Annotated in this window: 18 protein-coding genes; 8 read left to right on the top strand and 10 right to left on the bottom strand. The window is 59.5% G+C overall.

Annotated features, from left to right (window positions below):
* Positions 1-132 precede the first annotated feature (132 nt).
* Positions 133-996 (bottom strand): LysR family transcriptional regulator, encoded by an 864-nt coding sequence (locus JJD74_RS05100; RefSeq protein ID WP_200611897.1) that lies wholly within the window; start codon positions 994-996, stop codon positions 133-135.
* A 100-nt stretch (positions 997-1,096) separates the two neighbouring features.
* Here JJD74_RS05100 and JJD74_RS05105 point away from each other — a divergent pair, with 100 nt between their 5' ends.
* The gene (locus JJD74_RS05105) at positions 1,097-1,999 is read left to right on the top strand and encodes a DMT family transporter (protein WP_115147284.1); all 903 of its coding nucleotides are present in this window, start codon (positions 1,097-1,099) and stop codon (positions 1,997-1,999) included.
* Positions 2,000-2,126: 127 nt separating this feature from the next.
* On the opposite strand, the gene JJD74_RS05110 is transcribed toward JJD74_RS05105, so the two are convergent.
* Positions 2,127-2,357 (bottom strand): hypothetical protein, encoded by a 231-nt coding sequence (locus JJD74_RS05110; RefSeq protein ID WP_042560043.1) that lies wholly within the window; start codon positions 2,355-2,357, stop codon positions 2,127-2,129.
* Positions 2,358-2,449: 92 nt separating this feature from the next.
* On the bottom strand, positions 2,450-3,163 hold the full coding sequence (locus tag JJD74_RS05115; protein ID WP_042560044.1) for a FadR/GntR family transcriptional regulator: 714 nt from the start codon (positions 3,161-3,163) through the stop codon (positions 2,450-2,452).
* A 368-nt stretch (positions 3,164-3,531) separates the two neighbouring features.
* Here JJD74_RS05115 and JJD74_RS05120 point away from each other — a divergent pair, with 368 nt between their 5' ends.
* Together JJD74_RS05120 and gudD are read left to right on the top strand one after the other, a co-directional pair.
* Positions 3,532-4,878: an MFS transporter gene (locus JJD74_RS05120; RefSeq protein WP_200611899.1), complete on the top strand. Its 1,347-nt coding sequence runs from the start codon at positions 3,532-3,534 to the stop codon at positions 4,876-4,878.
* 28 nt (positions 4,879-4,906) lie between these two features.
* Positions 4,907-6,250 (top strand): glucarate dehydratase, encoded by a 1,344-nt coding sequence (gudD, locus tag JJD74_RS05125; RefSeq protein WP_115147281.1) that lies wholly within the window; start codon positions 4,907-4,909, stop codon positions 6,248-6,250.
* Positions 6,251-6,367: 117 nt separating this feature from the next.
* On the opposite strand, the gene JJD74_RS05130 is transcribed toward gudD, so the two are convergent.
* Positions 6,368-7,234 (bottom strand): LysR family transcriptional regulator, encoded by an 867-nt coding sequence (locus JJD74_RS05130; RefSeq protein ID WP_200611901.1) that lies wholly within the window; start codon positions 7,232-7,234, stop codon positions 6,368-6,370.
* A 160-nt stretch (positions 7,235-7,394) separates the two neighbouring features.
* Here JJD74_RS05130 and ampC point away from each other — a divergent pair, with 160 nt between their 5' ends.
* Positions 7,395-8,561 (top strand): class C beta-lactamase, encoded by a 1,167-nt coding sequence (ampC, locus tag JJD74_RS05135; protein ID WP_200611903.1) that lies wholly within the window; start codon positions 7,395-7,397, stop codon positions 8,559-8,561.
* 98 nt (positions 8,562-8,659) lie between these two features.
* Here the strand turns inward: ampC and JJD74_RS05140 are convergent, their stop codons facing one another.
* Complete coding sequence (locus JJD74_RS05140) at positions 8,660-9,229, bottom strand: DUF4174 domain-containing protein (protein ID WP_047300688.1); 570 nt, start codon at positions 9,227-9,229, stop codon at positions 8,660-8,662.
* 206 nt (positions 9,230-9,435) lie between these two features.
* On the opposite strand from JJD74_RS05140, the gene JJD74_RS05145 reads away from it, so the two are divergent.
* Positions 9,436-9,906 (top strand): GNAT family N-acetyltransferase, encoded by a 471-nt coding sequence (locus JJD74_RS05145; protein WP_047300687.1) that lies wholly within the window; start codon positions 9,436-9,438, stop codon positions 9,904-9,906.
* A gap of 34 nt (positions 9,907-9,940) precedes the next feature.
* Here the strand turns inward: JJD74_RS05145 and JJD74_RS05150 are convergent, their stop codons facing one another.
* From JJD74_RS05150 to JJD74_RS05165, 4 genes are all read right to left on the bottom strand, one after another.
* Positions 9,941-10,267, bottom strand: coding sequence for a hypothetical protein (locus tag JJD74_RS05150; protein WP_200611905.1), 327 nt, complete (start codon positions 10,265-10,267; stop codon positions 9,941-9,943).
* Positions 10,268-10,276: 9 nt separating this feature from the next.
* Positions 10,277-11,062 (bottom strand): sulfite exporter TauE/SafE family protein, encoded by a 786-nt coding sequence (locus tag JJD74_RS05155; RefSeq protein ID WP_042560052.1) that lies wholly within the window; start codon positions 11,060-11,062, stop codon positions 10,277-10,279.
* A gap of 1,109 nt (positions 11,063-12,171) precedes the next feature.
* Positions 12,172-13,386, bottom strand: coding sequence for an MFS transporter (locus JJD74_RS05160; protein WP_200611907.1), 1,215 nt, complete (start codon positions 13,384-13,386; stop codon positions 12,172-12,174).
* A 206-nt stretch (positions 13,387-13,592) separates the two neighbouring features.
* The gene (locus JJD74_RS05165; RefSeq protein ID WP_042560055.1) at positions 13,593-14,342 is read right to left on the bottom strand and encodes a hypothetical protein; all 750 of its coding nucleotides are present in this window, start codon (positions 14,340-14,342) and stop codon (positions 13,593-13,595) included.
* 339 nt (positions 14,343-14,681) lie between these two features.
* Here JJD74_RS05165 and JJD74_RS05170 point away from each other — a divergent pair, with 339 nt between their 5' ends.
* The 3 genes from JJD74_RS05170 to JJD74_RS05180 all read left to right on the top strand — a co-directional run bounded on the left by JJD74_RS05170 (position 14,682) and on the right by JJD74_RS05180 (position 17,338).
* Entirely contained in the window at positions 14,682-15,830 is a 1,149-nt protein-coding gene (locus JJD74_RS05170) for an aldose epimerase family protein (RefSeq protein WP_047300683.1), read from the top strand.
* Positions 15,831-16,021: 191 nt separating this feature from the next.
* Positions 16,022-16,843 carry an aldo/keto reductase gene (locus tag JJD74_RS05175; protein WP_047300682.1) on the top strand — a complete coding sequence of 274 codons (822 nt, stop codon included), beginning with the start codon at positions 16,022-16,024 and terminating at the stop codon, positions 16,841-16,843.
* Between the two features lie 24 nt (positions 16,844-16,867).
* Entirely contained in the window at positions 16,868-17,338 is a 471-nt protein-coding gene (locus JJD74_RS05180) for a DUF1810 domain-containing protein (protein WP_200611910.1), read from the top strand.
* Here the strand turns inward: JJD74_RS05180 and JJD74_RS05185 are convergent.
* The gene (locus tag JJD74_RS05185) at positions 17,303-19,663 is read right to left on the bottom strand and encodes a DNA polymerase II (RefSeq protein ID WP_200611913.1); all 2,361 of its coding nucleotides are present in this window, start codon (positions 19,661-19,663) and stop codon (positions 17,303-17,305) included. The two genes, JJD74_RS05180 and JJD74_RS05185, sit on opposite strands and share 36 nt — an antisense overlap.
* Positions 19,664-19,821 lie beyond the last annotated feature (158 nt).

The raw sequence follows: 19,821 nt of genomic DNA on the forward strand, positions 1-19,821 counted from the left end.
ACACGAACCCGTGTAGGAGCTGCCGAAGGCTGCGATCTTTTGACTTGGATTTAAAAAAAGCAAAATCAAAAGATCGCAGCCTTCGGCAACTCCTACAGGGGTGATGTGTTCGGAGCACAAAGGGCGGCTGGGTCAGGTGAATTCTTCGCGCAACATCGCCACAAACGCCTCGCGCGCCGGATGCACCCTGGCGTTTTCATGCCAGTAAAACAGATTCTCGATGGCCGTCAGTTCGGGGAACTCATAGCCCACACACCCCGCGCCTTTGGCGTATTGCTCGAACACCCCTTTGGGCACCAACGCCACGCCCGCCCCCGCACTGACGCACCCGACAATTGCCCCGTAACTGGCCAGACTGACAATCGGCAACGCCTGCCCCTGACGCAACAACCAGTGCTCCAGCGCCGCCCGATACGGACAGCCTTGCGGCCACATGAACACGGTTTTGTCCTGCAGATCATCGATGCCGCGCACCGGCCCGAACGACGTCGAGGCAATCAGCAGCAACTCTTCGCGATACATCGGTGTGCGCTTGAGCTGCGAGCGCTCAACGTCCACCGCGACAATCGCGCCGTCGAGGCGATGGTTCAGCGTGTCGTCGAGCAACTGGCCCCAGGTGCCGGTGGTGAGTTCCAGTGCGACCTGCGGATAACGCTTGTGAAACTTCGCAAGCAGCCGTGGCAAACGCCCGGTGGCCGACGATTCGATGGCGCCGATGCGCAGCGGCCCGGATGGCTCGGCCGAGGGATCAACTGCGCGTTTGGCCTCCGCCGTCAGCGCCAGAATTTTTTGCGCATAGGCAAGAAAAGTCTGCCCTGCCGGACTGATCCGCAGCCCACGCCCCTGGCGCACGAACAGTGCAACACCCAACTCCGCCTCGAGCGCCTTGATCCGCGCGGTGATGTTCGACGGCACGCAGAACAGTTTTTCCGCCGCCCGGGCGATGCTGCCTTCCTCGGCCACGGTCTTGAACATACGGATTTGTGCCAGCTCCATACTCATCACTCTGAGTGAACATTCAGCGCAGTATAAGTCAGTTGTGGCGAATGATTGCGCACCCGGATACTCGGCGCATCATGCCTACTGGTGCTCGATCATGCCGTCCCCTGCTTCGCTGAAAATGTTACTGGCCATGGCGTTTGTCGTCGGCTGCTGGGCGTATTCGCCAACCGGCATCCACATCGGCCTGCAAGCTTACGATCCCGGGCATCTGGCGTTGCTGCGGTTTTTGTTGGCGTCGGTGTTCATGGCGGTCATCGCCGCGTTCAAAGGTCTGCAACTCCCTCGCGTGAGGGACGTACCACTGCTGTTCGCGCTGGGTTTCTTCGCGGTCAGCCTGCATCACGTCGCGCTGAACATCGGCCAGCAAAGCGTCAGCGCCGGGGCGTCGAGCGTGCTGGCGCAATCGAGTCCACTGTTCAGCACTTTACTGGCGCGCTTCGTGTTCAAGGATCAGATCAGTGTCTGGCGTTGGGGCTGTGTATTGCTGGGTTTGGTCGGCGTGGCGATTGTGGTCAGCGGTGATCGTGGTGTGCGCGAGATCGACGCGCATGGCTTGCTGATCTTGCTGGCGGCGGTTTCCTGGAGCATTTATTTCGCCCTGCAAAAGCATCACGCCCGGCGTTATGACGGTTTGAGCCTGACGTGCTACGCGGTGTGGTCGGGGACATTGCTGTTGCTGATTTACCTGCCCGGGTTGAGCGACGCGGTGATGAAAGCGCCGCTGCGGGTGCAATGGGCAGTGTTGGCGCTGGGTGTGTTTCCAAGTGCCCTGGCCTATCTGGCGTGGGGGTTTGTGCTCAGGCATGTGGATTTGAGTCGGGCGACCATGACCCTCTACCTGATTCCGCCGACGGCGATGGGGATTGCGTCGGTGGGGCTGGGCGAGCGGCCGACCCTGTTGATGCTGGCGGGCTCGGCGGTGGTATTGGTCAGTGTGCTGGCGTTGAATCTGGAGCGGCGGTTTTGGCTGGGGCGGACTGCGTGCGCTAATCATTGATATCGAGTGAGACGGATGCCGCCATCGCTGGCAAGCCAGCTCCCACAGAGTTCGGGGTTGTGCAAAGGTTCTGCTGCACACCCGCATAACCTGTGGGAGCCATCACATCAATAGAGCCAGCTACCCATCAGCGCCGATCATCCGACAACGGCGTCGGTTCATCCGCCGGCGGCATTTCTTCATCCGCCGGTGGGTCCTTCCAGTCCTCCGGCCGATCGGCGTCACTCAACGGATCGCGCCCCGGGGTCATCCCTGGCGGTGCATCGTGATCGCCCAGTGACGGCTCATCGGTGCCGGGCACCGGGAGGGTCGGGTCGGTGGGAAGCACTCCCCCCTGAAACAGCAAGTCGTTAGCCATGACGCACCTCACCAAAGAGGTCCGGAAAACCCGGGCCGTACAGTTTGGAAGCGGCCCCGGGAACGGCGTGCCATCGAACAGACCAACGGCGCTCAATCCTGTGCCAGGAACCGGTCGCGACTGTTGGTCAGATGCAGCCACATGGCTGCCCGCGCTGCATCCGGATCCTGGCGCTTGATCGCATTCAAGATCGCCTCGTGCTCCAGATTGGCCAGTTGCCCCAGCTTGCTCAAATCCGCCGCCCCACGCTCGACTGCATTGACCCGCGCCCGCGGAATCATCGCGTTGCCCAAGTGCTGCATGATCTCGCTGAAGCACACATTGCCGGTGGCCTCGGCGATCAACAGATGAAAACGCCGATCGGCCTCGACGCAGCTGTCGTTGTTGGCCAACAGACGTTGATAGTCATCCAGCGCCTGGCGCATCTGCAGCACTTGCTGCTCGCTGCGGCGCTGCGCCGCCAGCGCCACGGCTTGCGTCTCCAGCCCCATGCGCAATTCAAGAATGCTGCGCACCCCGAGCGCGGTGTCGACGTTCAGCCGCAACCCCTGCTCCGGCGCCCGCTCGATCACGAACGTGCCGATGCCATGCCGGGTCTCGACCAGCCCCGACGCCTGCAATTTGGAAATTGCCTCGCGCACCACTGTGCGGCTGACCCCGTATTCCTGAACGATGGAATTCTCCGACGGCAATTTGTCGCCGGGGGACATTTGCCCGAGCAGGATGCTCTGGGTGAGCTTCTCCACCAGGTCATGGGCCAGGTTGTGCGCACGTTTGCGCGCGGGGGCGTCGAGGTCTTCTTGCATGGTCGGTTCCGGTGAACGGTGCTTGCGGATCGTAGCACTGCGGGGATGGGTGACAAGGTCGATTTAATTCATTCGGGATTGACCAACTTGTATGACAACACTCGTTTTCCGCGAAAAAACTCGTTCATGAATTAAGCGTTCCGCTGAAATAAAATGCGGAGCCGCTCAAAAGACACGACCGCCCAACACAAGATAAAACCAGTAAATACGGACTTAAAAACCAAAAAAAGCATAAGAAATCTGCCTCTCCAAAGAATTTAGTCGGTCCTTGCCACTTGTAGGACAAAAAAACCTAGTTGTATGATGTCTATCAACAACGCAGCACCCAGCCCTACCCCGCATAAAAATAATCAGTGGGAGAAAACCTAGTGAAAACCTCCGTCTCCGGGATGAACGAGGGCGTTGATTCAACGCTGGCGTCCGCCATCTCGAAAGTTAAACGCCACGTCTTGCCGCTCTTCGTGATCATGTTCATCGTCAATTACATTGACCGGGTGAACATCGGTTTCGTCCGTACCCACATGGAACATGACCTGGGCATCGGCGCCGCCGCTTACGGCTTTGGCGCCGGTCTGTTCTTCATCGGTTATGCGCTGTTCGAAGTCCCCTCCAACATGCTGTTGCAAAAGGTCGGCGCACGCATCTGGCTGACCCGAATCATGTTCACCTGGGGCGTGGTCGCTACCTGCATGGCGTTCATCCAGAACGAAACCCACTTCTACATCCTGCGTTTCCTGCTTGGCGTCGCCGAGGCCGGATTCTTTCCCGGGGTGATCTACTACTTCACCCGCTGGTTGCCCGGCGCGGAACGCGGTAAAGCCATTGCGATCTTCCTCAGCGGCTCGGCCATTGCGTCCCTGATCTCCGGCCCGCTGTCCGGCCTGCTCCTGCAAATCAACGGGCTGGGCATGCACGGCTGGCAATGGATGTACTTTATTGAAGGGATGTTTTCGGTGTGCCTGTGCGTGTTCGTCTGGTTCTGGCTCGACGCCAAACCTCACGATGCAAAATGGCTGAGCCGCGCCGAACAGGACGCGCTCGTCACGGCCATCGACGACGAACAGAAGGCCCGCGAAGCTGCCACACCGATCCGGCCATCGATGGGCAAACTGCTCAAGGACCGGCAGATCATCCTGTTCTGCCTGATCTACTTCTTCATTCAGTTGACGATCTACGCCGCGACCTTCTGGCTGCCGAGCATCATCAAGAAGATGGGCGAACTCAGCGATGTGCAGGTCGGCTTGTTCAACTCGATTCCGTGGCTGCTGTCGATTGTCGGCATGTATGCCTTCGCCTCCCTCTCCACCAAATGGAAACACCAGCAGGCATGGGTCGCCGCTGCGCTGTTGATCGCTGCAGCGGGGATGTTCATGTCCACCACGGGTGGGCCGATCTTCGCCTTCGTCGCGATCTGCTTTGCGGCGCTGGGTTTCAAGTCGGCTTCGTCGCTGTTCTGGCCGATACCGCAGGCGTATCTGGATGCGCGAATTGCCGCCGCCGTGATCGCGCTGATCAACTCGGTGGGCAACCTTGGCGGCTTCGTTGCGCCGACCACTTTCGGCCTGCTCGAAGAACACACCGGCTCGATTCAGGGTGGCCTCTACGGCTTGGCCGCTACCTCGATCATTGCCGCGATCATCGTCTTCTTCGCCCGCACCAAGCCTAGGCCGGCTGCGGATATTGCTATAGCTGAAACTGCGCCGAAACACGCCTGACTCTGAAAGATACGAAAGGATAAAAACAATGAACGCACACGACACCGCCAAAGCCCCGATCATCACTGACATGCAGGTCATTCCGGTGGCCGGCCACGACGGTATGCTGCTTAATCTGAGCGGCGCCCACGGGCCATTTTTCACCCGCAATATCGTCATTCTCAAGGACAACGCCGGCCACACCGGTGTCGGTGAAGTACCCGGTGGCGAGCGCATTCGCCAGACGCTGGAAGACGCACGCAGCCTGGTCATCGGCAGCCCGATCGGCACGTATCAAAAGATGCTCAATCAAGTCCGTCAGACCTTTGCCGACCGCGATGCCGGCGGTCGCGGCCTGCAAACCTTCGACCTGCGCATCACTATTCACGCGGTCACCGGCCTCGAAGCCGCACTGCTCGACTTGCTCGGTCAGCACCTCGACGTGCCAGTCGCGGCGCTGCTCGGTGAAGGCCAGCAACGCGATGAAGTGAAGATGCTTGGATACCTGTTTTACGTCGGCGATCAGCACGAAACCGACCTCGCCTACCGCAGCGAACCGGACGCCGAAAACGACTGGTTCCGCGTGCGTCACGAGAAGGCCATGACCGCCGAAGCCGTGGTGCGCCTCGCCGAAGCGGCCCACGCGAAATACGGCTTCAAGGATTTCAAGCTCAAGGGCGGCGTGCTCAGTGGCGACGCGGAAATCGAAGCGGTCACGGCGCTGGCCGAACGCTTTCCGCAGGCGCGCATCACCCTCGATCCGAACGGCGCCTGGTCACTCAAGGAAGCGATCCGCTTGTGCCGCGACCAGCATCAGGTTCTGGCGTATGCGGAAGATCCGTGCGGTGCGGAAAACGGGTATTCCGGCCGCGAAGTGATGGCAGAGTTTCGCCGCGCCACCGGCCTGAAAACCGCTACCAACATGATCGCCACCGACTGGCGTGAAATGGGGCATGCGATCCAGCTGCAATCGGTGGATATCCCGCTGGCCGACCCGCACTTCTGGACCATGCAGGGTTCCGTGCGCGTGGCGCAAATGTGCCATGAGTGGGGACTGACCTGGGGCTCGCACTCCAACAACCATTTCGATATTTCGCTGGCCATGTTCACCCACGTTGCGGCGGCAGCACCGGGTGAAATCACCGCCATCGACACCCACTGGATCTGGCAGGACGGCCAGCGCCTGACCAAGGCGCCGTTGCAAATCGTCGACGGTTGCGTGCAGGTGCCGAAGACATCGGGGCTGGGCGTGGAAGTGGATATGGATCAAGTGGCCAAGGCTCACGAACTGTACAAAGGCATGGGCCTTGGCGCACGGGATGACAGCGTGGCGATGCAGTTTCTGATTCCGGGCTGGAAGTTCGATAACAAGCGGCCGTGTCTGGTGCGCTGATTTCCGAAAAACACTGATCCCCTGTAGGAGCTGCCGAAGGCTGCGATCTTTTGATCTTAAAAGACAAGATCAAAAGATCGCAGCCTTCGGCAGCTCCTACAGGACGTTGTGCCAGCTTCAGAGCTGTAGCAACCAGTTTTTAAACGCATTCATCGCCGCCGTCTCCGGCCGCGACTGCAACCGCGTCAGCCAGTAACTCCCGGTCGTGATCTCGATCACGAACGGCTGGCGGATCGCATCCGCCGCCAGTTGCCGGGCAAACATCAGCGGCGGGGCCAACGCCACGCCACTGCCCTGCAACGCCGCCTCCATCATCGCCAGCGACGAGTCGAACATGATGCTTTGCGGCGGCGCGGCCTGTGTCGCCAGACCCGCCGCCTGAAACCACGCGGGCCATTCATCAGTGCGATAGGAACGCAGCAACGTCTGCTGCAACAGATCCCCCGGCGTGTGCAATTGCCGGGCGATCTCCGGCACGCACAGCACTGATAGTGGAGCATCGAGCAAGCGCATCGCCTCGATACCGTGCCAGGCGCCAGCGCCAAAGCGGATCGCATAATCCAGCCCTTCGGCGGCAACATCCACGCGATTGTTGTGCGTCGACAGCCGTAAATCTATGAGCGGATGTTTCGCCCGGAAGTCCGCAAGCCTTGGCAACAGCCAACCCACGGCGAAAGTGCCGACCGCGCCGACGGTCAACATCTCGCGATACTGTCCACCGGCAAGGCGTTCGAGGATCTGCGCGATGTGGTCAAACGAGGTGCTTAACACCGGCAGCAACGTTTCGCCTTCACTGGTCAGCATCAGCCCGCGGGGCAGGCGTTTGAACAGTGTTACGTTGAGCTGCGCTTCGAGGCTTTTGACCTGATGACTGACGGCAGCCTGAGTCACGCACAGCTCCACGGCAGCTCGAGTGAAACTCAAGTGACGCGCCGATGCTTCGAAAGCGCGCAGTGCATTGAGCGGCAATTGCGGTCGAATCATGCCCAGCCCCTAATTTTTCTAATGGCTAATCCAAGATTTCGTCGTTTGTCGATTCACGTCGGACTGCCTAAATTGTCGGCGCTGATCAGCCGCCCATTACAAAAATCGCCCGCAGTGTAGCGCGATACCACCATCAACACTCATGGAGAGTGGTTCACTTATGTCATCCATCAACCTGACCAAAGCCTTTTCCTGTAGCGCGTTCGGACTGCTATTCGGCGCTGCAACCTGCCTCGGCGCCCCGCAAACCGATGAGCAACTGCAAGCTCTCGTCAAAGCCGCCGTCACACCGGTGATGCAGCAACAGAACATTGCCGGCCTGGCCGTTGCACTGACCATCAACGGCCAGCCGCATTACTTTAACTACGGCGTTGCCGCCAAGGACACCGGGCAGAATGTCAGCGAAAACACCCTGTTCGAAGTCGGCTCGGTGAGCAAAACCTTCACCGCGACATTGGCCGGTTATGCGCAGGCCACGGGCAAACTGGACCTGTCGACCAAGGCCAGCACGCTGTGGCCGGAGCTAAAAGGCAGCGCCTTCGACAACATCAGCGTGCTGCAACTAGGCACCTACAGCGCGGGCGGTTTGCCGCTGCAGTTTCCCGCTGATGCGGACTCAACGGACAAGATGCTGGGCTATTACCAGCAGTGGAAACCGGCCTATTCGCCGGGAAGCCATCGCCTGTATTCGAACCCCAGCCTCGGGCTGTTCGGCTATCTGACGGCAAAAAGCCTCGATCAACCCTTTGCTCAGGCCATGACTGCAACCTTGCTGCCGAAGCTGGGCCTCAAGCACACCTTCATTGAAGTGCCCGCCTCAGAAGCGAAGCTCTACGCGCAGGGTTACGACAAGAACGACAAACCGGTTCGTGTCAGCCCCGGCGCACTGGATGCCGAAGCCTATGGCATCAAGACCAGTGCGGCGGATCTGCTGCGCTACGTCGAGGCCAACCTCAAGCCTGCGAACCTTGAACAGCCGCTACAAAAAGCCATCGCCGCGACCCACACCGGTCACTACACCGTCGGAGATATGACGCAGGGTCTGGGCTGGGAGCGTTATCACTATCCGATCAGCCTGGAGAAGCTGCAGGCCGGCAACTCGACGCCGATGGCAATGGAGCCGCACAAGGTCAAATGGCTGACCCCGCCACAGCCTGAGCCGGCCAATGTGCTTTACAACAAAACCGGCGCAACCGGCGGTTTCGGCGCGTACGTGGCGTTCGTGCCATCGAAGGATATTGGTATCGTGATTCTGGCCAACAAGAACTACCCGAATGCGGAACGGGTGAAGATTGCGCATGAGATTTTCAGTGCGCTGACCAACTAAAGATCAAGAGATCGCAGCCTTCGGCAGCGCCCTTCTTGCAGGCAATAAAAATGGGCGACCTATAGAGGTCGCCCATTTTTTTGATTCAGATCCCGCCATCAATCATTCGGCATTTCTGGCGGCTTGGTCGGTTTGGCGGGTTTGCTCGGCTTGGCGCCTTTCGCACCTTTGGCCGGTTCAGGTTCGGCAGCGGCCGGGGCCTGGGCTGCTGCGGCGGCGGCCGCTTCTTTCTCGGCCATGGGCATGGCGTCGATGGTGTCGAAGATTTTCTTCAGGTCGATGGCCTTCGCGTCATCCCCCGAGGCGGAGAGTTTGGTCTCGCCGTCCTTGCCCACCAGGAACACTTTCGGATAAGCACCGGCGCCCAGCTTCAGTGAGCGCAGCAGGGCCATGGTGTCTTGCTGGCCCATGTCCTTGCCGTCGAGCTGACCCGACATACTGAGGATGGTGTAAACCTTGATATTGCGATCGGCGACACCCTTTTTGTTGGCCGGGTCGTCCAGCGACTTTTTCAGGTTCAGCCACACGGGGTCGGCGGTGCTTTGCGCGATCACGATCAGCGGTCGGGCGCGGCCCATGTCTGCGGCAATCGGCGAATCGTTGTCAGCGGCGAACAGGGGGCCGGCAACTGCCAGCAAGAGTGTCAGGGTCAGTGACCTGATGAGCATGCGCATCTCCTTTTGATATCCACGCTCTAATGATTGCGCATCGCGGCGATTGTTCCGGTGTATCCGGCAAATATCTGTCGCCCTGCCAGAAGCTTAGGTCAGGCCCGACATTGCGCAACTGCACAAACGCGATTGCCACGCCAATTTGATTACCGTTCAAGAGCGCATTAGGGTGGCTGTTCTGCTCACGAAATGGAGGTCACCCCGTGCACATTGATTACCTGTGCGATCACCCTGAATTGATCGAAGAACTGGCTGAACTCAACTTCAAGGAGTGGGGTAGCTTTCGTCCCGACGACACCCTTGCTGCCCGCACCGAACGCATGCGTGCGGCGTGCGGCAAAGGTGCGATCCCCAGCGTCGTGGTAGCGATTGAAGACGGCAGGTTGCTGGGCGGCGCACTGCTGATCGACAGCGACATGAAGGTCCGCCCCGAACTCACGCCCTGGCTGGCCGGGGTTTATGTGAAGGCTGAAGAACGTGGCCGCGGGATTGCTTCGCAACTGGTCAAACGCATTGTTGAAGAGGCTGAGGCGTTGGATGTGCCGGAACTGTACCTGTACACCGACGCAGCACAGTCGCTGTATGCGCGGCTGGGTTGGGAGGTGGTCGAGGAGATGGTTTACGAAAGTTTGCCGGTGACCGTCATGAAATACACCACGCGGCAACCAACATAAGAAGATATCTATGGCGAGGGGATCTAGCGCGACGTCAGTCCAGCGCCGAATCGAGTGCCGCCAGTAGATGTGCGGATTCGATCAGACGCTCGCCGAGTCTGATTACCCCGCCGTCCAGATCAATGCTCACCGTCACCGACGAGCGATCGCCAGGGTATTTGCGCAGCAGCAAGTCGATGCCACTGACCGTCTCCTGCGCTATGCCGATCAAATCCCATACGCTGTCGCTCAGATCCAGCAAAACCTGCTGACGCTGCTGATCAACCACCAGCGGCGCATACAGCCAATGGCTCATGCGCATCTCGCGAGGTTCGACAGTGATGGCGATACGGCCATCGCAGTGCACAGTGGTTTCGCTCATGGTTGTCGATCAAAACGCCAGTTTATAGCCGATCAATACCAGCATCGTCGCCAGGCAGGGTCGTAGCACTTCGTCGGAGATGCGGCCGGTCAGGTGGCTGCCAAGCCAGATGCCTGGCAACGAACCGATCAGCAAAAAGCCCAGCACGCTCCAGTCCATGTTGCCCATGCTCGCATGGCCGAGGCCGGCGACGAGGGTCAGCGGTACGGCGTGAGCGATTTCAGTGCCGACCAGGCGGCGGGTCGGCAGCAGCGGATAGAGGATGAACAAGGCCACGGTGCCGAGGGCGCCGGCGCCGATCGAGGTCAGGGCGACCATGGTGCCAAGGATCAGGCCGGTGATCACCGTCATCACGTTCAGCCGCGAACCGCTCGGGTTGTAGTTGCCGCCAGCGCGTTTGTGGGCGAATTCCAGCAAGCGTTTCTTGAAGAAGATCGCCAACGCCGTGGCGAACAACACAAAGCCCAAGGCCTGTTTGATGATGGCGTTCATCGCGTCCGGCGCGGTGTGCAGCGTGCTGAGAAACCACAAGGTCATGACCACCGCCGGCACGCTGCCGAGGGTCAACCAACCGGTGATGGCCCAATCGATATTCTTGTTCTTCTTGTGAACGATGACGCCACTGGATTTGGTAATGGCCGCGTACAGCAGGTCGGTGCCGACCGCCGTGGCCGGGTTGATGCCGAACCACAGCAGGATCGGCGTCATCAACGAACCACCGCCGACACCGGTCATGCCGACAATAAAACCCACCACCAGCCCGGCAATCACCAGGCCGAAATTTGCCAATTCCATTAAGACGTCCAGAAAAACGACGAGAAAAATCTGGTCCGCAGCATAGCGATTTTTCTTATAACCACATATATCGATGCGGTCTATCGTTATGCCCAATCACCACCTCCCCCTGTAAAAGCTGCAGAGGGCTGCGATCCTTTGAAGGTCGCGCTTTCTGGTTTTTGGGAACTTTGGTTGCGTTTTTTTTGTGTCTTGGCGGCCTGTGGGCCGACCAGGTTGTTGGGGGGCCTGTGTGAATATCCGTTTTTTGGGTGATGGCTGAGTAGGGTTCCGCCCTTACGGCGGGTCACCTTTTCCAAACGCCGAAAAGGTAACCCAAAAGGCTTTGCCCTGACGTTCGGCCCACTCGCTGGGGCTCGGGGTTCCTTCGCTCCGTGATCCATCCGGGGCATCGATTCCGGTTTGCTTCGCTGCACCTCCTTTCGATGTCCTCCCCGGATGAATCCCTCCACTCAGCCTGCCGACGGGCTCTGAGATCAAGAGCTGCACTCGAGCTAACGCTCATTGTGTTGAGTGGTGGGAGAGCGATGCGGTCGGCATTGGTTTTGGGGTGGGTTCGCCCCTCATCGGAACGCCGCCCGCCAAGCCCTCTCCCGAGAGAGAGGGGGTCGATTTTTGCGCTTTTCAAAATTGGAATTCGACTCGGTATCCCACGTCGGCGCATCTCGCCCAAACAACGCGATCAGTCCCCTCTCCCTCCGGGAGAGGGCTAGGGTGAGGGGCTCTTGATCTGGCTTTTGATCTTCTGCCCCTTCGGCAGGCCGAGCGTAGGTGTTCATCCGGGGGTCAGGCGCTCAGCGCCGTGCGGCGAAGCCGCATTCATCGAGAGGAGGTGCAGCGCAGCAAACCGTAGACGATGCCCCCGGATGGACACCGTAGCGAGGGAACACTGAGCCTCAGCGAAGTGCCGTACGCCGGGGCAAAGCCTTTTGGTTCCTTTTTGGCGTTTGAAAAAGGGACTCGCTGTAAGAGCGAAACCGCCAGCGGCAACACCCGCAGCAACGGATATACCCCCGATCCCAATCCCAATCCGGCGTTCAGATGCTCCACGACGAACGCAATAAGAAAGATCAAAAGATCGCAGCCTTCGGCAGCTCCTACAGGGGGGATCAGTGTTGGCGTCGTCCCGGTTTGAAGCTGTGTGTGCTGTTGATCCACACCGTGGCCAGCGCGATCAGGGACAGAATCAGCAGCGCCCACGGAAACGACATCGCCCCCGCTCGATCCAGCAGCAACCCACCGAACAGCCCGCCTCCGGCGATTGCCACGTTCCAGGAAGTCGTCAGCATTGCCTGCACCACATCGACATGATCACCGGCAGAATCCGCCGCTGCCGTCAGCAACAACGTCGCCGAACCACCGAAGGACAACCCCCACACCGCCATGCAGCCGTAGATCACCCATGGCGACGGATTCGCCAGGGCCAGCACCAGCGCCGTCACGGCAAACACCGCGAGGCTTATCAGGGTCAGCCAGCGCAACCAGCGATCCACCAGCATGCCGATGATCCAGATTCCCACCAGCGAACACACGCCAAACACCAGCAGCACCAGATCGACACGTCCGGCGAGTCCGGCCTGCATCAAAAACGGTGAAATGTAGGTGTAGAGAATGTTGTGCCCGAGCATCCACGTCAGCACCACCAACAACACCGGGCGCACACCCGGCAGGCGCAGGGACTGCATCAACGGCAGACGCTCGGCACTGGCCTGCCCCGGGCGATCCGGCACCGCCACAACAATCCACGCCGCCAGCACCAGCGCCAGTGCCGACATTATTCCGAACGAGGCGCGCCAACCGATCAGATGGCCCAGCCACGTCCCCGCCGGTGTTCCCAGGGAAAGCGCCACTGGTGTGCCGAGCATGGCAATCGCCAGCGCTCGCCCCTGCTGATGCACCGGCACGATCCCGCGGGCGTAACCGGCCATGATTCCCCACGACAGCCCAGCCGCCATCCCGGCGAGAAAGCGCGAGGCCAGCGTCAGGCCGTAATGACTGGAAAACGTGGTGATGGTGTTGAACAGCACAAACCCGCCAACCGTCATCAACAGCACCCGGCGCCGTGGCCAGCCACGGGTGGCCACGGTCAGCGGAATCGCGGCAACAATCGAACCCAGCGCATACAGCGTCACCAGTTGCCCGGCGAGCACTTCGCTGACGTTCAGCCCGGCACTGATTTGCGGCAGCAATCCGGCCGGCAGGGTTTCAGTGAGGATGGCGATGAACCCGGTCATGGCGAAGGCCAGCAACGCGGCATAGGGCAGTTTGTCGGCGCGGGTGGCGTGGTCGACACGGCTGAAATCGGCGCTTGCGGGGTCGGTCATGACGGATGCAGCTCCATTTGGATCAAAATTAGCGAGTGATTGTATACAAGTTATCCAGTCACCAATCAACCCAATCCCGCTGACACCACCCCCCCTGTAGGAGCTGCCGAAGGCTGCGATCTTTTGACTTTGGTTTTTCAAGATCAAGATCAAAAGATCGCAGCCTGCGGCAGCTCCTTTATTGCGCCAGCAGCGTATCCACAGATTTATTGCACCGGGAGGAAGTTGAGGAACAGCAAACTCTGCGCGTAATTGAGCCCGATCCGCCGATAGCGCTCATCAAGCATTTGCGTCAGCAGATCCAGACGCGCAACGATTTTGCCGAACTCCACGGCAAAACTCAGGTTGCTGCCCTCCTCCGAGATCTCATTGGAAAACAACAGCGGCTGGCCTTCCTTGTTCTGACGCTGCGACAGAATCCACGTGGCTTTTTCGATGTTGCGCGCCGCGTTATGCACGAACGTGGGGTTGATCGCGTCCGTCATGTAGAACTGGGTTCGATTGCCATGGGCCGTCACCAGCATGCTGCCGATGGCATAAATGAACGCGCCGACGCGGTCACCACGAAACTCCGGGCTCATCGCATAGCTGAGCGCCGCGAGGTCCTTTCTGCCGCCGAGCACCGGCAATGGTTGTTGCTGCTCGATGGCCAGTCGTACCTGCTTGACGGCGGCGTGAATGTTGAGGAAACCCGACTTGCGCAACTCGTCCGGGTTGCGCAGGTACAGCTTGCCCATCAACCGATAAAGACTGCCAAGGTTGTCACGCATCGCCAGCGTGGCCATCCGGTCGACGCTGGTCTGCAGAAATTCCTGCGGCTGCCCTTCCCGGATCTGGTTGATGAAACCGTTACCGTCCTGATGGCTACAACCGCTGAACAACAGCGACGACAAACACACCAACAACAGGCACGGGCGACGGACAAATCGGCTGATCAGCTTAAACACTCTCGGCATGAATTCTCGAACAGGCACATTCCTGTGCGGCGGGAGTCACCGCATCCTGGCCATGGATAGAGCCGCTGATTGCGCAAAAGTGCAGTGCTGGCGGTATTTCCCGACCTTCGGCGTGACACAGCGATCCATTTAGTCCGACTTTATTTTTGCAATAAACGTTTATTCCGCTATAAATTCTCACCTGAATACCAAATAGCATGACTATTACCCGGCCTCTGTAGGAGCTGCCGCAGGCTGCGATCTTTTAACCTTGTTTTTTTAAGATCAAAAGATCGCAGCCTTCGGCAGCTCCTACAGGGGGGTTACTGAAAACAACAACAACAAAAAGGAAGGTCAACCATGATTCAATCCCGTCACCTGCTCTCCGGCCTTGGACTGTCCCTGATGATCGCCACCCTCTCTGCCAACGCGGCCGGCCTGAGCGCCGAACACAAGGCCTTCGGCAAAACCAATGACGGCACGCCCGTCGAGCAATACATCCTGCGCAACAGCCATGGCATGCAAGCCACGGTCATCACGTACGGCGCAACCCTGCAATCGCTGCAAGTGGCGGACAAGAACGGAAAGTTCGACGACGTCGTGCTCGGCTTCGACGATGTGCAGGGCTACCAGAAAGGCACCGCGTACTTCGGCGCGACCATTGGCCGCTTCGGCAATCGTCTGGCAGAAGGTGCTTTCGAACTCGACGGCAAACGCTATCAAGTGCCGCAGAATGACAAGTCCAACGCCTTGCATGGCGGCACTCAGGGCTTCGATAAAAAGGTCTGGAAAGCCCAGGAAACCAAAGACAAGGATTCAGTCGGCGTAACCCTGACCTATCTGTCGGTGGACGGTGAAATGGGTTTCCCCGGCAACCTCACCACCGAGGTGACTTATCGCCTCACCGACAACAACGAATTGCGCATCGACTACAAGGCCAGCACCGATAAACCGACAGTGCTGAACCTGACCAATCACAGCTACTTCAACCTCGCCGGCGCCGGTAATGGCGACATCCTCAAGCAAGTCGCGACCTTGCATGCCAGCCATTACACGCCGGTCACCGGCAAACTGATCCCCACCGGAGAGCTGGCGCCAGTGGCCGGCACACCGATGGACTTCAGCAAACCGACCGCCATCGGCGCGCACATCAAGGCGGATCATCCGCAACTGAAATTTGCCGAGCCGAAACAGGGTGGCTTCGATTTCAACTGGGCGCTGGATACCAAAGGTGATGCGAGCAAACTGGCCGTCGAAGTCAGCGATCCGCAGTCCGGCCGGCATCTACAGCTGTTCACCAGCGAACCGGGCGTGCAGTTCTACACCAGCAACTTCCTCGATGGCACGGTCAAGGGCAAGGGTGGCAAGGTCTACCCGCACTGGGGCGCGTTTACCCTCGAGACCCAGCACTATCCTGACTCACCGAATCAGCCGAACTTCCCCAGCACACGGCTGGATCCGGGGCAGGCTTATGCGCATAGCGTGGTGTTGAAGTTTTCTGCGAAGTAGAAGCTGAAGATCAACAGATCGCAGCCTGCGGCAGCTCCAGTTGTTTGGGTACACCGTTTGAATGGCGGTGAATCCAACCCCACCTGTAGGAGCTGCCGCAGGCTGCGATCTGTTGCTTTATGAAGCGCATGGAACCCCTGCGCTATCCTGCTGCCCACTAAGGTATCGACCCTTTCAGGTAGGAGGTTTGAATGCGTACCCTCGAATTGGCTGGCGTGCAGGTTCCGGTGATTGGCCAGGGCACTTGGCGTATGGGCGAAGATCGTTCGGCCCACAAGCGCGAAGTTGCCGCCTTGCGCAGCGGTATCGAACTGGGCATGACCCTGATCGACAGCGCCGAAATGTACGCCGAGGGCGGCGCCGAAAGTGTGGTCGGCGAAGCTATCGCCGGTTTGCGTGATCAGGTGTTTCTGGTCAGCAAGGTCTACCCGCACAACGCCAGCCGCAAAGGCATCCCGCAAGCTTGCGAACGCAGTCTGCGTCGGCTGGATACCGATTACATCGACCTCTATCTGCTGCATTGGCGCGGCCAGTATCCGCTGGATGAAACCGTCGAGGCTTTCGAACGCCTGCGCGAAGAGGGCAAGATTGGTCGCTGGGGTGTGTCGAATTTCGACGTCGATGACCTCGAAGAACTGGCGTCTCCTGCCTGCGCGACCAATCAGGTGCTCTACAACCTTGAAGAGCGTGGCGTCGAATTCGATCTGTTGCCGTGGTGCCAGCAACAGCGCCTGCCGCTGATGGCTTACTGTCCGATCGGTCAGGGCGGCGCGATGCTGGCCAACCCGGTGCTGAAACAGATTGCCGCTCGTCACGGCGTCACCCCGGCGCAGGTGTCGCTGGCGTGGATTCTGCGTCAGGATGGCGTCATTGCGATTCCCAAGGCTGTGCGGCCGGAACACGTGCAACTCAATGCACAAGCCGCGCAGCTACAACTGGAGGCCGGGGATCTGGCGGCGCTCGACCAGGTGTTTCAAGCGCCACAACGCAAGCAGCGGCTGGCCATGGTCTGAGCTGACGACTGGCCGAGGTTCCGTATGAGAAGCACTGATCATCACGACCCGTTTGACCTGCAACGATTCGTCCAGGCGCAGGACCCGGTATTTGACCGGGTCCTGCGTGAACTCGAAGCGGGTCGCAAACGCAGCCACTGGATGTGGTTTGTCTTCCCGCAGTTCGCAGGGCTTGGCGGCAGTGAAATGTCCCGACGCTTCGCCATCGGGTCAGCCGCAGAAACCCAGGCCTACCTCGATCACCCATTGCTCGGCGCACGACTGCGCACCTGCACGCAGCTCGTGCTGAATACCGAGCAGCGTTCGATTGCAGAGATTTTCGGGCATCCCGATGACTTGAAATTTCACTCCTCGATGACGCTGTTCAGCCAGTTTGCCGCTGACGAAAGCCTGTTCAATCAGGCCCTCGAGCGCTACTTCCACGGCATTCCCGACGAATGGACGCTGCAACTGCTGGACTCAAAAGAGGCCCAACTGCCCCCCGATCAGGGTTGAGAAATCATCGTCGACGAAGGGCAGGATCGCGTCCGCCACCGGTTGCAGCTGCCGGGTGATGTAGTGATCGTAATCGATGGTTGAACGTCGCACTTCCAGCGGTTCCGGACCGGCCAGGGTGATGACGTAGCTGATCCAGCCGCCATTCTGGTATTGCCGTGGACGGCCGTGCTGTGAGTTGTATTCGTCGGCCAGCCGCGCGGCGCGCACATGGGGCGGCACGTTGCGTTCGTAATCATCGAGGGTGCGACGCAGGCGTTTGCGATAGACCAGCCGATCATCGAATTCCCCGGCGAGGGTTTTGCGCACGTAATCACGCACGTAATCCTGATACGGCTTGCGCTGGAAGATTCGCTCATACAGTTCCTGCTGGAACTGCCGGGCCAGGAGCGACCAATCGGTGCGCACGGTTTCCAGGCCTTTATAGACCATCTCATCTGTGCCGTCAGCGCGCGTTACCAGACCGGCATAGCGCTTCTTGCTGCCCTCCTCTGCGCCGCGAATGGTCGGCATCAGGAAGCGTTTGTAGTGAATTTCAAACTGCAATTCGAGCGCACTTTCCAGCCCGTACTCTTCGCGCACATGCTCGCGCCACCAGTCGTTGACGTGCTTGACCAGCGTATGGCCGATCGTCGCCGCTTCCTCCTGACCATGGGCGCGACGCAGCCAGACGAAGGTCGAATCGGTGTCGCCGTAGATCACCGCATGCCCCTGCTCTTCGATCAGCTTGCGTGTGCGCAGCATGATTTCGTGTCCGCGCAGCGTGATCGATGAAGCCAGTCGCGTATCGAAGAAGCGGCAACCACTGGAGCCGAGCACGCCGTAGAAGGCATTCATGATGATTTTCAAGGCTTGCGACAGCGGCGCGTTGTGCTCGCGTTTGGCGGTCTCGCGACCCTCGGCGACCCGCGACACAATCGACGGCAGGCAATGCCGGGTGCGCGAAAACCGTGCGCCCCGAAAACCCGCGACTGAATCAACGTCGTCCGGGTGCTGCAAGCCTTCGATCAGCCCTACCGGATCAATCAGGAAAGTGCGGATGATCGACGGATAAAGACTCTTGTAGTCGAGCACCAGCACCGATTCGTAGAGGCCCGGTTGCGAGTCCATGACAAACCCGCCGGGGCTGGCCTGCGGCGGATTGGTCCCGAGGTTCGGCGCGACAAACCCTTGGCGGTGCATCAGCGGCATATACAGGTGCGTGAACGCCGCCACCGAACCACCGCTGCGATCCGCCGGCAGGCCGGTGACGCTGGCGCGCTCAAGCAAAAATGTCAGCAGTTCAGTCTTGGCGAAGATCCGCGTGACCAGTTCACAGTCCTTGAGGTTGTACTTGGCCAGCGCCGGTTTGTCCTCGGCGAACATGCGGTTGATCTCGTCCATGCGCTGGTACGGATTGTCGATGGCCTTGCCTTCACCGAGCAGGGTCTGGGCGACGTTTTCCAGGCTGAACGAGGGAAAGCTCCACGTCGCCGAGCGCAGGGATTCGATGCCGTCGATGATCAACCGCCCCGCCGCCGAGGCGAAGTAATGATTGCGGCTGCCGTGTTCACGCCACTGCATCTCCTCACCACCACGACCGATTTTCAGCGGCACGCCGAGGCGCCGTGCGTGTTCGTGAAGAATGCGTAAATCGAATTGCACGACGTTCCAGCCGATGATCGCGTCAGGGTCGTGCAGCGCGAACCAGTCGTTGAGCTTCTTAAGGATGACCGTGCGTGAATCGCAGTATTCAAGGTCGAAGTCGACGATGCTGTCATCGCCATTCGCCGTGCCGAGCATATAGACCTGACGCTCGCCGCAGCCTTCCAGCGCGATGGAGTACAACTCGCCGTTTTCGGTGGTTTCAATGTCCAGCGAGACCAGCCGCAGCTTCGGCCGGTAGTTGGGGTCGGGCTTCAGTTGAGCGTTGAGCAATATGCCGTTGGCATCGGGTGTGCCACTGAACAACACCGGGGCGGTGATGAAACGCTCCATCAGGTAACGCTCGGGCGGGCGGACATCGGCCTCGAAGACATCGACGCCGGCGCGGGTGAGCGCGGTTTCCAGGCGCATCAACTGGCCGTGTTGCTGGCAATACAGGCCCAACACCGGACGATGTTCGAAATCCAGCAGGGCCAAAGGTCGCAGTTCGACGTTTTTTTCGTCGTGCAGCAGACGTTCAGCCGCTTCACGCTGCTCGGCAGGTATAAACGCCACCGACGGCTGATGGGGCAAACGCACACGGCGCGGCCCGGCGTCGGTCGCCAGCCAGAACTCGACTTCGGTGCCGGCGGGGGTATCACGCCAATGCCGGGTCAGGACGAAGCCCTGCTGTAAATCCACCACTGCGACCTCATAAATTGAAACAGAGGGGCATTCTACGCGGCATTCGACCATTGGGTGGCGCGCAAAGCATGGCTGGCAACGGTGCGACACCTGTCAGAGTTGACAGGTTACACACCGTGCCAGAGTTGCTAGATTGACCTTTGCCTCCATGCGAT

Source organism: Pseudomonas sp. MF6776 (assembly GCF_016613125.1).
Taxonomy (GTDB): domain Bacteria; phylum Pseudomonadota; class Gammaproteobacteria; order Pseudomonadales; family Pseudomonadaceae; genus Aquipseudomonas; species Aquipseudomonas iridis.